The sequence below is a fragment of the Plantactinospora sp. B5E13 genome, from assembly GCF_039871775.1.
GTDB lineage: Bacteria > Actinomycetota > Actinomycetes > Mycobacteriales > Micromonosporaceae > Plantactinospora.
In genome coordinates this window covers 1-11,117 of the sequence record NZ_JBDPLT010000088.1, presented here as the reverse complement: position 1 = coordinate 11,117, position 11,117 = coordinate 1, and the positions used below count along the sequence as shown (strand labels likewise).

Here is an 11,117-nt window from a genome sequence, read left to right as displayed (position 1 = left end):
TCTTCCATCCTCTGTTCAACACCGTGGGTCCCGGGGCCCCCCGGGGGGGGGGGGGCGCCCCCCGACTCCGACTCGGTCGGGCACTGAGTTGTCGGACGGCCGGCGTCCGCGGTAGGGCGGGCGCCGGCGGGCCTTCCTACCCGGTCAGGGCAGTTCCATTCCCTCGGTGGTGGCGATCTCGGTGAGGGCGGCGTCCAGGTAGTCGCCGACCGGCCGGCCGGTGACGGTCAGCAGGTCGGCCACCAGCAGTGGGGCGTGCCGGGCCGCCGTGGTGCGGTCCGGCGGCGGCACCTCCCCGGCCTCCGGGTGTACGCCGAGCGCGCCGGTCAGCAGCAGCGCCAACGCCTGGACGTCCAGGTCGGGCAGCCAGGACACGTTGGTCCGGACGCAGCGGGTCAGCACCGCCTGGACGTCCTCGCCGGTCAGTCCGTCCTGGTGCGTCTCCTCGAGCTGCATCCGGAGTATTCCGCCGAGAACCCGGCCGACCTGCTCCTGGTTCTGCGCGGCCAGGTCCCCGACCGCCGTCTCGAACGCGGTGAGGTCCCCGAGCCGGGCCGCCTCGACGGCGTCGACCGTGGCACGCCGGATCGCCTGCACCACCACCGGTACGGAAGTCATCCGCCCATTCAACCGGATCCGCCCCGGACCGCCGTCACCGGCAACACGGCTCAGCCGCCGCCCGGCCGGCGGCGGCCCGGGTTCACTGCCCGGCCGGCCCGCCGTTCAGCAGTTGGTCGAACGAGGTGGTCAGCGCGAACGGGTCGGCGACCGTCGCCGGCCCCCGCCGGTTGATCTCCTCGGCCAGTTCGTCCGCCGCACGGCTGATCCGACTGTGCAGGCTCGCCTGCGGATCACCGCTGCCCCAGTCCTCCGGGGCGGCGAAGACCGCGGTCGGCACGACGATCGCCCGCAGATAGCTGAACATCGGCCGCATCGCGTGTTCGAGGGCCAGCGAGTGCCGTGCGGTGCCGCCGGTCGCGGCGATCAGCACCGGTCGGCCGACCAGGGCCTGGTCCCCCAGCACGTCGAAGAACGACTTGAACAGTCCGCTGTACGAGGCGTTGAAGATCGGCGTCACGGTGATCACGCCGTCGGCGGCGGCGACCGCGTCGAGTGCCGCCTTCAGCGACTCGGACGGATAGCCGGTCGACAGGTGGTTCACCACGTCGTGGCCGTGGTCACGCAGTTCCACCACGTGGGTCTCGACCTCCACCTGCCGGCGGGCCAGCGCCGCGCCGGTCGCCTCGGCGAGCCGGTCGGCGAGCAGCCGGGTGGACGACGGCACGCGCAGGCCGCCGGAGACCACCGCGAGGGTACGACGGGTCATCGGTCCGCTCCCGCCTCGATCGCGGCGGAACCCGTCTGGGCCCCGGCGTCCGAGTCGGCCGCGTCCCGCGCGGCCTTCAGGCTGGCGTGGGTCGGCGCCTCCGGAACGTGTGCCGGTCGCAACGCGGCGAACTCCCGGCGCAGCACCGGCACCACCTCCTCGCCGAGCATGTCGAGCTGCTCCAGAACGGTCTTCAGGGGCAGGCCGGCGTGGTCGATCAGGAACAGTTGGCGCTGGTAGTCGCCGACGTACTCGCGGAAGCCCAGCGTGCGGTCGATCACCTGTTGCGGGCTTCCGACGGTCAGCGGGGTCTCCCGGGTGAAGTCCTCCAGCGACGGACCGTGTCCGTACACCGGCGCGTTGTCGAAGTACGGCCGGAACTCGCGGACCGCGTCCTGGGAGTTGCGCCGCATGAAGACCTGGCCGCCCAGTCCGACGATGGCCTGGTCGGGGTCGCCGTGGCCGTAGTGCGCGAACCGCTGGCGGTACAGCCCGACCATCCGCCGGGTGTGCTCCTTCGGCCAGAAGATGTGGTTGTGGAAGAAGCCGTCGCCGTAGTACGCGGCCTGCTCGGCGATCTCCGGACTGCGGATCGAGCCGTGCCAGACGAACGGCGGGATGCCGTCCAGCGGTCGCGGTGTCGAGGTGAACGACTGCAGCGGGGTCCGGAACTTGCCGGACCAGTCGACCACGTCCTCCCGCCACAGCCGGCGCAGCAGGCCGTAGTTCTCGATCGCCAGTGGGATGCCGTTGCGGATGTCCTGCCCGAACCACGGGTAGACCGGCCCGGTGTTGCCCCGGCCCATCATCAGGTCGACCCGACCGTCCGCGAGGTGCTGCAGCATCGCGTAGTCCTCGGCGATCTTGACGGGGTCGTTGGTGGTGATCAGGGTGGTCGACGTGGAGAGCAGGATCCGGTTCGTCCGGGCCGCGATGTAGCCGAGCATGGTGGTCGGTGAGGAGGGTACGAACGGCGGGTTGTGGTGCTCGCCGGTGGCGAAGACGTCAAGGCCGACCTCCTCCGCCTTGAGCGCGATCGTGACCATCGCCTTGATCCGCTCGCCCTCGGACGGCAACCGCCCGTTCGTCGGGTCCACGGTCACGTCGCCGACGGTGAAGACCCCGAACTGCATGATCGACTCCTCGCGTGAAGGCCTTGCTCCGGGGCATCCGCCCCGACACGTCCCACAACATACTTGCCGAGTCAAGTATTCCATCCGGCGGCCCTGTGCTCGCGGCCCGCCAGCGGGCGGCACCTCCCCCGGGCTCGGCTGTCAGCAAGGGGCCCTTCCTGACAGGCGGGGTGGATGCGCTATTCATGTCGGATGGGAACCGAGCGGGCGTGGGAACCGAGCGACGAGTGGTGCCGGCCCGGGCCGAACCCGACGCAACAACGACGTGACCTGTACCTCGGGCTGTCGACGGCGGCCGTCGGCATGCTCGGCGTGGTCCTCGCCAACAGCATGGGAATGTTCCCGCTCGGTCCCCCGCCTTCCTGGCTGGAGCAGTTGACCTGGGCGGTCGCGGTCTCGCTGCCGCTGGTCTGGCGACGTACCCGTCCCGAGGCGGTCACCATCGTGATCGCCGTGGTCTTCATCGCCGCCCAGGCGAGAGGCGGTCCGGAGACGTTGGTCTCCTCGGCGTCCCTCTTCGTCGCGATCTACACGCTCGGTGCCTGGGGACGGCACCGCCGGTGGGCGGCCCGGATCCGGATCGGGGTGATCGTCGCCATGTTCGCCTGGCTGGCCGTCTCGGCGACCATCTCGATCCTGACGATCGAGATGCGCTTCGAGGGCGCCGCCGGACCGTTGCCACCGCTGCTGGCGGCCTCCCTGCACAGCATCCTGTTCAACCTGGCCTTCTTCCTGCTCGCGTACCTGCTGGGCAACAGCACCTGGGTCTCCGCGCGAAGCCGCCACCGACTGCGGGTGCAGGCCGAGGAACTGCGACGGTCCCGGGCCGCCGAGGCGGAGCGGGCGGTGACCCAGGAACGGGTCCGGATCGCCCGGGAGCTGCACGATGTCGTCGCGCACCACGTCTCGGTGATGGGGGTGCAGGCCAGCGCCGCCCGCCGGGTGATGGAGAAGGATCGGGAGAAGGCCCGGACCGCCCTCGGTGCGGTGGAGCAGAGCGCCCGTACGGCGGTCGACGAACTACGCCGGATGCTCGGCGTACTGCGCGACGCGGGCGGCACCGAGCGCACCGGGGCGGACACCGGCGGCCACACCAGCGGGTACGGGCTGGACCAGGTCGACTCCCTGGTCCAGGGCGCCCGGGACGCCGGCCTCACGGTGGCGTACCAGACCTTCGGCACGCCGCTACCGGTGCCGGAGTCGGTCTCGCTCGCCGGTTACCGGATCGTCCAGGAGGCGTTGACGAACACCATCAAGCACGCCCGGGCGGGCAGCGTCGACGTCCGCGTCCGCTATCTGCGGCACGAGGTCGAGGTCGAGGTGACCGACGACGGTCGGGCGCTGGCGACGGTTCCGTCGGCGCGGAGCCCGCAGAGCGACGGGCTCGGCCTGATCGGCATGCGGGAACGGGTCGCGGCACACGACGGCAGCCTGGAGGTGGGCCCCCGGCAGGGCGGCGGTTTCCGGGTACGCGCCCGGTTCCCGGTCGCCCCGGCGACGCGGCCCGTCGGACCGGAGGCGACGGCACGGACCACCGCCGACGAACCGGTGGTACGGACGGTCGGCGACGAACCGGCGGCACGGACCGTCGGACAGGAGGCAACGGCATGACCGGCACTTCGATCCGGATCCTGCTCGCCGACGACCAGCATCTGGTCCGGACCGGTCTGCGGATCATCCTCGAGACGGAGGACGACGTCGAGGTCGTCGGTGAGGCGGCGGACGGGCGACAGGCGGTCGAACTGACCGCGGCACACCGCCCGGACGTCGTCCTGATGGACGTCGAGATGCCGTACCTGGACGGGCTGGAGGCGACGCGGCGGATCGTCGCCGACGGCGGCGGCGAGGGTCCGGCCGTCCTCATCCTCACCACGTTCGACCGCGACGACTACCTCTTCGCCGCCCTGCAGGCCGGGGCCAGCGGATTCCTGCTCAAGAACGGCACCCCGGAGGACCTGATCGAGGCGGTACGCGTCCTCGCCCGGGGCGACGCCCTGCTCGCGCCGCAGATCACCCGGCGGGTGATCGCCACCTTCGCGACGCCCGGACCAACGGATCCGGCCCGGTCCGCGGCCCGGGCCGGGGGTTCCGGCGGGACGACGACCGGACCGGACCGGGGCCGGCTCGCCGAACTCACCGAGCGGGAACGGGAGGTGCTGGTCCAGCTCGCTGCGGGCGCCTCCAACGCGGAGATCGCCCAACGCCTGGTGCTCGGCGAGGCGACGGTGAAGACCCACGTCTCCCGGGTGCTGATGAAGCTCGGCCTGCGGGACCGGACCCAGGCGGTGATCTTCGCGTACGAGCACGGCGTGGTGACTCCGGGCGCCGCCGACCGCTGACCCCGGACACGGCCGGCTCCCTCCCGCGGTTTCGTAACGCGGCTCCCTCCCGCGGCTCCGTCCCGCGGTTCCGTCGCGCGGTTCCGTCGCGCGGCGGACGTCAGGGGCCCCGGCACGCACTAGCGTCGACCCGGCCGGGGGGCGACGGCGGCCCCGGCCGCACGGACTGATGGAGGAGCTGGATGCTACGTGTCTCGTCGGTGAACCGGACCTTCGGCGACCGGAGAGTGCTGGACGACATCTCGTTCGAGGTGACCCCCGGGCGGATGACCGGGTTCGTCGGCGCGAACGGTGCCGGCAAGACCACCTCGATGCGGATCATCCTCGGCCTGCTCGCGGCCGACTCCGGTGAGGTGACCTGGCGCGGCGGCCCGATCACCCGGACCGTCCGGCAGCGCTTCGGCTACATGCCGGAGGAGCGCGGGCTGTACCCCAAGATGAAGGTCCGCGAGCAGCTGACGTACCTCGGCCGCCTGTACGGGCTCAGCCCGGCGGACGCCCGACGCAGCGTCGACGAACTGCTGGAGCGGCTGGACCTGACCGAACGGGCCGACGACCTGCTGGAGACGCTGTCGCTCGGCAACCAGCAGCGGGCCCAGGTCGCCGCGGCCCTGGTGCACGGTCCGGAGCTGCTCATCCTCGACGAGCCGTTCTCCGGCCTCGACCCGATCGCGGTGGACGTGGTCGCCGGGGTGCTCCGGGAACGGGCCGCCGACGGCGTACCCGTGCTCTTCTCCAGCCACCAGCTCGACGTGGTGGAGCGGCTCTGCGACGACCTCGTCATCATCGCGGCCGGCGCGGTCCGGGCCACCGGCAGCCGGACCGACCTGCGGTCGCGGTACGCCGCACCCCGGTACGAGCTGGTCGTCGACGGCGACGCCGGCTGGGTACGCGACCTGCCCGGAGTCTCCATCGTGGACCTGGACGGGGCGCGGGTCGTGCTCGAACTCACCGACCCGGCCGACGACCAGCGGGTGCTGCACGCCGCGCTGGATCGTGGCCCGGTCCGCGCCTTCGCCCCCGTCGTTCCCTCGCTCGCCCAGATCTTCCGGGAGGTCACCCAGTGACGACCACCTCCGCCACCTCCCCCGCCGGCCAGGCCCGGACGGGTCGACCGGACCGTCCCGGACCGGTGGGAAACGTCAGCTCGTTCTGGGCCGCCACCCGACTGGTCGCCGGTCGGGAGATCACGGTACGGCTGCGTGACAAGACCTTCCTGTTCAGCACGGTCTTCTTCCTGCTCTTCACGCTCGGTGCGGCGGTCGTGCCGGCGTTGTTCGCCGGCGACGGTTCCACGGTGGCGGTGGCCGCCGCACCGGACGTGGCCGCCGCGCTGGACCGGGCCGGTCTGGAGGTGGTCGCCGCCACCGACACCCAGCGGGCCGAGCAGCTCGTCCGGGACGGGGACGTCGACGCCGCGGTCGTGCCGGGCGACGTACCGGGCGGGGTCCGGGTCCTCGCCATGAAGGAGGCGCCGGATGAGGTCGTGTCCGCGCTGAGCAGCTCTCCGCCGGTGCAGCTGCTCGATTCGGACGCGGTGAACCCGGTGGCGGCGTTCCTGATCCCGTTCGCCTTCGGTTTCGTCTTCCTCTTCGCCTCGCTGACCTTCGGCATCCAGATCGCGCAGAGTGTCACCGAGGAGAAGCAGACCCGGATCGTCGAGATCCTGGTCGCCGCCGTACCGGTACGGGCGCTGCTGGCCGGCAAGGTGCTCGGCAACGGCGCCTTGGCGCTGGGTCAGGTGGCGCTGATCGGGCTGGTCTCGGTCCTCTCGATGCGACTGGTCGACGCCGGCCCGCTGCTCGGCCTGATCGGTCCCGCGATCGGCTGGTTCATCCCGTTCTTCGTGGTCGGGTTCGTCCTGCTGGCCTCGCTCTGGGCGGTTGCCGGGGCGCTGGTCAGCCGACAGGAGGACATCTCCGGGGCGTCCACCCCGATCCAGATGCTGGTGATGATCCCGTTCTTCGCGGTGTCGTTCCTGAACGACAATCCGGTGGCGATGACCGTGCTGTCGTACGTGCCGTTCTCCGCGCCGACCGCGATGCCGCTGCGGCTGTTCACCGGCGACGCCGCCGGATGGGAGCCGTTCCTCTCGCTGCTCGTGCTGGTCGTCGGTGCGGTGCTCTGCCTGGCGCTCGCCGCCCGGCTCTACGAGGGAGCGCTGCTGCGGACCAACGGCAAGACGTCGGTCCGGGCCGCGTGGCAGGACCGGGAGATGCGGGTCAGAGCCTGACCGCTCGCCCGGCTGACCGGCCGCCGGCCGGTCAGCCGGGCGACGCACCGATCCGGCTCCGCCGGTTGATCAGCTCAGCTCAGCCGGGCGACCATCGACCGGGAGTCGGCGCCGCCCGATCAGCGTTGCTCAAGCCGCCCGATCAGCGTTACTCAAGCCGCCCGGTCAGCCGGGCGAGCAGGTCGAGCTGGCGGGGATCCTGCAGGGCGGAACCGACGGCGACCACCCGGCAGCCGGCGCTCAGGAAGTCGGCGGCGTTGTCGGCGTCCACCCCACCGGTGGCGACGAACCGTACGGTGGGGAACGGCGCCAGCTGGGCCCGGATCCAACCGGCACCGAGCTGCGCCGCCGGGAACGCCTTCAGCCAGGTGTGACCGGTACGCAGCGCCTGGTTGATCTCCGAGGAGGTGGCGACACCCGGCAGGTGCGGCAGACCGAGAGCCGCGCATTCGGCGGCCACCTGCGGGTCGTACCCGGGGGCGACGGTGAAGGCGGCGCCGGCCTCGTGCACCGACCGCGCCTGCTCGGGGGTGACGACCGTGCCGGCGCCGACCGGGCGGCCGCGTTCCCGCCCGGCGGCGAGGGCGGCGTGCAGGGACGGTAGCGCGTCCGGGCTCTGCACCGGCACCTCGACCACGTCGACGCCGATGTCCCAGGCCCGCCGGCAGAGGTCGACGGTCTGGTCGGGCGGCAGGCCACGCAGGATCGCCATCACCGGCTGGTTGGCGAAGAGGCTGTCGAAGAAGGGCGTGGAGTGGGTGTCCACCTCGGCTCCGTTCATGGTCGGCGGTCCGCGGTCCACCCGAGGTCACGGGAGATCGCGGTACCGGTCTCGGTCAGGTCGGGCAGGTACTCGCGGAGCTGCTCCAGCGGGGCGAGCGCCCGCAGCGCGGTGATCGACACGGCGGCGACCACCCGGCCCCGGGCATCCCGGACCGGCACCGCCACGCAGTTGACGAAGTCCTCGAACTCGCCGTCGTCCTCCGCCCAGCCGCGCTCGGCGATCCGGTCCAGTTCGGCGCGGAGCGCCTCCGGGCTGGTGATGGAGGTGGCGGTGTGCGGGCGATAGTCGATCCGGGTCAGGAAACGGTCCCGGGTCTGCTCGTCGAGGTACGCCAGGACGGCCTTGCCGACGCCGGAGGTCTGCGGGTTGACCGCCTGGCCGACCCGGGACCGCATCCGTAACGCCCCGCGACCGTCCACCTTGGTCACGTAGACAATCTGGTCGTCGACGAGCTGGGCGAGGTGCACGGTGTGGCCGTACCGGTCGCCGAGCCGGACCAGGTGCGGGTGGGCGACCGGGTGCAGCTCCAGGTGGTCCACCGCCTGGTGGGCGAGCGCCACCATCCGGAACCCGACGGTGTACCGGCCGCCCACCGGACGGGCGAACCCGCCGGCCTCCAGGGTCTGCAGCAGCCGCAGCGCGGTGGACTTGTGCACCCCGAGGTGGGTGGCGATCTCGCCGAGTGACCGGGGCCGGTCGGCGAAGAACTCGATGATGCTCAGGGCGCGCTCGACGGTCTGCGACATCGTGTACTCCCGGTCCGGTCAGGCCCGGGTGCCGGCCGGCTGGTCGGTGCCGTGCCAGAGCTCCGGGGTGATGCCGAGTTCGGCGCAGATCGTCGCCACCGGGGGCAGGTCGGCGAAGTCGCCGACGGAGCCGAGCGCCGCGCCGGCGACCAGGTGTCCGAGCCGCAGCCGCGCGGTCTGGTCGAGGCCGCGCAGCGCGCCGGAGAGCCAGCCGGCGGCGAAGGCGTCGCCGGCCCCGACCGGTTCGACCACCTCGACGCGCCTCGCCGGTACGGTGGTCGTGCCGCCCTCGTGGAACGCGACGGCGTCCACGGCGCCGTTCTTCACCACCAGCGTGCCGGCGGTGCCGACCAGGTCACGGACCCCCTCGGGGGTGTGCACGTCCCACAGCCGGGTCGCCTCGTCGAGGCCGACGAAGACCACGTCGGCGAGCTGGGCCAGCCGGAGCAGCGCGTCGGCCTCGGCGCCGGTCCAGAGGGCGGGCCGGAAGTTGACGTCGAAGGAGACCAGCCGGCGCCCGGCCGGCCGGGTCGTGATGAGCCGGTCGACGAGGTCCCGGCAGGTTTCGGAGAGGGCCGGGGTGATGCCGCTCAGGTGCAGGACCGACGCCGGCACCTCGGCGATCCGGTCCGCGTACGCCCGGTCCATGCCGGCGGCGGCGGATCCGCGCCGGTAGTAGTAGACCCGGGTGCCGTCCGGCCCGGGGTCCTTGACGTAGACGGCGGTCGGCCGGGTCGGGTCGGTTTCGACCAACGAGGTGTCGACGCCGACGCCGGCGACCTGGTCGACGACAAGGTCACCGAGCGGGTCGGCGCCGACCCGGCTGGCCCAGGCGGCGCGGTGGCCGAGCGCGGCCAGGAACATCGCGACGTTGGACTCGGCGCCGCCGGCCCGCAGGACGAAGGTCGACTCCGCGTCCAGGCGTCCGCCCGGGGTCGGGGTCACCATCACCATGGTCTCGCCGACGCAGACCGCGTCGAACTGTCCCGGGTCATCCGAGGTTGATACCGAGGTCACCGCAGCCCACCCTTCGTTGCACATGTTGCAACATGGCACTCGACATGTGCATCACCGCATGCGGGGCCACCCTAGACCAGACCCTCCGACGGGGGTGTTACCGGGCGGGTACCGGAGACCACAGATCCCGCTGTGAGTTGAATTACCAATGGCAGGACGGGGAATGCCGTCGCCGCCCGACGGTTGGTCGCTGATGTGATCTTCTCTGTCCCCGCCCGCACCACCCGGCACCAGCCGAAAGGACGCCATGACCGTCACCGGTGAACAGGTCGAGGCGCCCGCGCCATCCCGTACGCCGGGCGACCTGATGACCCGCGCCCAGCGGCTCCGACTCATCCTCGTCCTCGGCTCGCTGATCGCGATCGGGCCGCTGACGATCGACATGTACCTGCCCGCGCTGCCCGCGATCGCGGCCGACTTCGAGACCCCGTCGGCGGCGGTGCAGCTGACCCTCACCGGAACCCTCGCCGGGCTCGCCCTCGGCCAGCTGCTGATCGGCCCGCTCTCGGACGCGGTCGGCCGGCGTACGCCACTGCTGACCGGCCTCGCCCTGCACATCGTCGCCTCGGCGCTCTGTGTGATCGCGCCGAACATCGGGGTGCTCGGCACCCTGCGGGTGCTGCAGGGCCTCGGCGTGGCCGCCACCTCGGTGGTCGGCATGGCCGTGGTGCGGGACCTGTTCAGCGGTTCCGAGTTCGCCCGGATGCTCTCCCGCCTCATGCTGGTGATGGGCGCGGCCCCGGTGCTCGCTCCCACCCTCGGCAGCGAACTGCTGCGTTGGACGCGGTGGCACGGCGTCTTCGTCGCGCTCGGGATCTTCGGCCTGCTGTTGATCACCGTGGCGTGGCTCGGGCTCCCCGAGACACTGCCGGTGCGGCGTCGCCGGCGCGGTGGGGCGCTGGACACCGTACGGACGTACGGCGGGCTGCTGCGGGACCGGACCTTCCTGGGACTCGTCCTGGTCGCCGGGCTGGCGATGGCGGCACTGTTCGCGTACGTCTCCGGGTCGTCCTTCGTCTTCCAGGAGCAGTACGGCCTCGACGAGCAGGAGTTCGGGTTGGCCTTCGGCGCGGGCGCGATCGGCCTGATCACCGCCACCCAGTTGAACGTCCGGCTGCTCCGCCGGTACTCGCCACAGCAGATCCTGGTCACCGCCCTGGTCGTCGGCAGCCTGGCCGGGTTCGCCCTGCTCGGCTTCGCGGTCACCAACTACGGCGGGCTGCCCGGCATCCTGGTGTCGCTCTGGGTGGTCCTGGCCGCGTCCGGGCTCGCCATGCCGAACGCACCCGCGCTGGCGTTGAGCCGACACGGCGAGGCGGCCGGCACGGCGGCGGCACTGCTCGGCGCGATCCAGTTCGGGGTCGGCGCGGTGGCGGCGCCGCTGGTCGGCGTACTCGGTAACGGCAGTGCCGGCATGGCCCTGGTGGTCGTCGGCGGGATGGTCTCGGCGCTCGCCGTACTCGTGCTGGTGGTCCGGCCCGCCCGGCTCGCCGCGACCGGTCCCGCGGTCGCCACCGCGGCCCTGCACTGAGGTTCGC

Annotated in this window: 11 protein-coding genes; 5 read left to right on the top strand and 6 right to left on the bottom strand. The window is 72.3% G+C overall.

What is annotated here, in order from left to right; genetic code table 11:
- Nucleotides 1-144: 144 nt before the first annotated feature.
- From ABGB05_RS36540 to ABGB05_RS36530, 3 genes are all read right to left on the bottom strand, one after another.
- On the bottom strand, nt 145-618 hold the full coding sequence (locus ABGB05_RS36540) for a hypothetical protein (protein ID WP_347658605.1): 474 nt from the start codon (nt 616-618) through the stop codon (nt 145-147).
- 82 nt (nt 619-700) lie between these two features.
- Complete coding sequence (locus ABGB05_RS36535) at nt 701-1,327, bottom strand: FMN reductase (RefSeq protein ID WP_347658604.1); 627 nt, start codon at nt 1,325-1,327, stop codon at nt 701-703.
- On the bottom strand, nt 1,324-2,460 hold the full coding sequence (locus ABGB05_RS36530; protein ID WP_347658603.1) for an LLM class flavin-dependent oxidoreductase: 1,137 nt from the start codon (nt 2,458-2,460) through the stop codon (nt 1,324-1,326). Before ABGB05_RS36530 ends, ABGB05_RS36535 begins: the two co-directional genes overlap by 4 nt.
- A 192-nt stretch (nt 2,461-2,652) precedes the next feature.
- Between ABGB05_RS36530 and ABGB05_RS36525 the strand changes: the two genes are divergently transcribed.
- From ABGB05_RS36525 to ABGB05_RS36510, 4 genes are all read left to right on the top strand, one after another.
- A complete protein-coding gene (locus ABGB05_RS36525; RefSeq protein WP_347658602.1) occupies nt 2,653-4,071 on the top strand; it encodes a sensor histidine kinase in 1,419 nt (472 codons plus the stop codon).
- Nucleotides 4,068-4,799: a response regulator transcription factor gene (locus tag ABGB05_RS36520; protein ID WP_347658601.1), complete on the top strand. Its 732-nt coding sequence runs from the start codon at nt 4,068-4,070 to the stop codon at nt 4,797-4,799. The genes ABGB05_RS36525 and ABGB05_RS36520 overlap by 4 nt, the downstream gene beginning before the upstream one ends.
- Before the next feature lie 182 nt (nt 4,800-4,981).
- Nucleotides 4,982-5,866: an ATP-binding cassette domain-containing protein gene (locus tag ABGB05_RS36515; protein WP_347658600.1), complete on the top strand. Its 885-nt coding sequence runs from the start codon at nt 4,982-4,984 to the stop codon at nt 5,864-5,866.
- Nucleotides 5,867-5,931: 65 nt separating this feature from the next.
- Complete coding sequence (locus ABGB05_RS36510; protein ID WP_347658607.1) at nt 5,932-7,032, top strand: ABC transporter permease; 1,101 nt, start codon at nt 5,932-5,934, stop codon at nt 7,030-7,032.
- A 148-nt stretch (nt 7,033-7,180) separates the two neighbouring features.
- Here ABGB05_RS36510 and ABGB05_RS36505 read toward each other — a convergent pair whose 3' ends face one another.
- From ABGB05_RS36505 to ABGB05_RS36495, 3 genes are read right to left on the bottom strand one after another with little or no spacing between them, the layout of a single operon-like run.
- The gene (locus ABGB05_RS36505) at nt 7,181-7,813 is read right to left on the bottom strand and encodes a bifunctional 4-hydroxy-2-oxoglutarate aldolase/2-dehydro-3-deoxy-phosphogluconate aldolase (protein WP_347658599.1); all 633 of its coding nucleotides are present in this window, start codon (nt 7,811-7,813) and stop codon (nt 7,181-7,183) included.
- A complete protein-coding gene (locus tag ABGB05_RS36500) occupies nt 7,810-8,562 on the bottom strand; it encodes an IclR family transcriptional regulator (protein ID WP_347658598.1) in 753 nt (250 codons plus the stop codon). Before ABGB05_RS36500 ends, ABGB05_RS36505 begins: the two co-directional genes overlap by 4 nt.
- Nucleotides 8,563-8,580: 18 nt before the next feature.
- Nucleotides 8,581-9,579: a sugar kinase gene (locus tag ABGB05_RS36495; RefSeq protein WP_347658597.1), complete on the bottom strand. Its 999-nt coding sequence runs from the start codon at nt 9,577-9,579 to the stop codon at nt 8,581-8,583.
- A gap of 307 nt (nt 9,580-9,886) precedes the next feature.
- Between ABGB05_RS36495 and ABGB05_RS36490 the strand changes: the two genes are divergently transcribed.
- Nucleotides 9,887-11,110 (top strand): multidrug effflux MFS transporter, encoded by a 1,224-nt coding sequence (locus ABGB05_RS36490; protein ID WP_347658606.1) that lies wholly within the window; start codon nt 9,887-9,889, stop codon nt 11,108-11,110.
- The last annotated feature ends 7 nt before the right edge of the window (nt 11,111-11,117 follow it).

Bases quoted from the DNA above. Each gene is read 5' to 3' on its own strand.
- ABGB05_RS36540 (WP_347658605.1), bottom strand. From the start codon at position 618: ATGACTTCCGTACCGGTGGTGGTGCAGGCGATCCGGCGTGCCACGGTC.
- ABGB05_RS36535 (WP_347658604.1), bottom strand. From the start codon at position 1,327: ATGACCCGTCGTACCCTCGCGGTGGTCTCCGGCGGCCTGCGCGTGCCG.
- ABGB05_RS36530 (WP_347658603.1), bottom strand. From the start codon at position 2,460: ATGCAGTTCGGGGTCTTCACCGTCGGCGACGTGACCGTGGACCCGACG.
- ABGB05_RS36525 (WP_347658602.1), top strand. From the start codon at position 2,653: ATGGGAACCGAGCGGGCGTGGGAACCGAGCGACGAGTGGTGCCGGCCC.
- ABGB05_RS36520 (WP_347658601.1), top strand. From the start codon at position 4,068: ATGACCGGCACTTCGATCCGGATCCTGCTCGCCGACGACCAGCATCTG.
- ABGB05_RS36515 (WP_347658600.1), top strand. From the start codon at position 4,982: ATGCTACGTGTCTCGTCGGTGAACCGGACCTTCGGCGACCGGAGAGTG.
- ABGB05_RS36505 (WP_347658599.1), bottom strand. From the start codon at position 7,813: ATGAACGGAGCCGAGGTGGACACCCACTCCACGCCCTTCTTCGACAGC.
- ABGB05_RS36500 (WP_347658598.1), bottom strand. From the start codon at position 8,562: ATGTCGCAGACCGTCGAGCGCGCCCTGAGCATCATCGAGTTCTTCGCC.
- ABGB05_RS36490 (WP_347658606.1), top strand. From the start codon at position 9,887: ATGACCCGCGCCCAGCGGCTCCGACTCATCCTCGTCCTCGGCTCGCTG.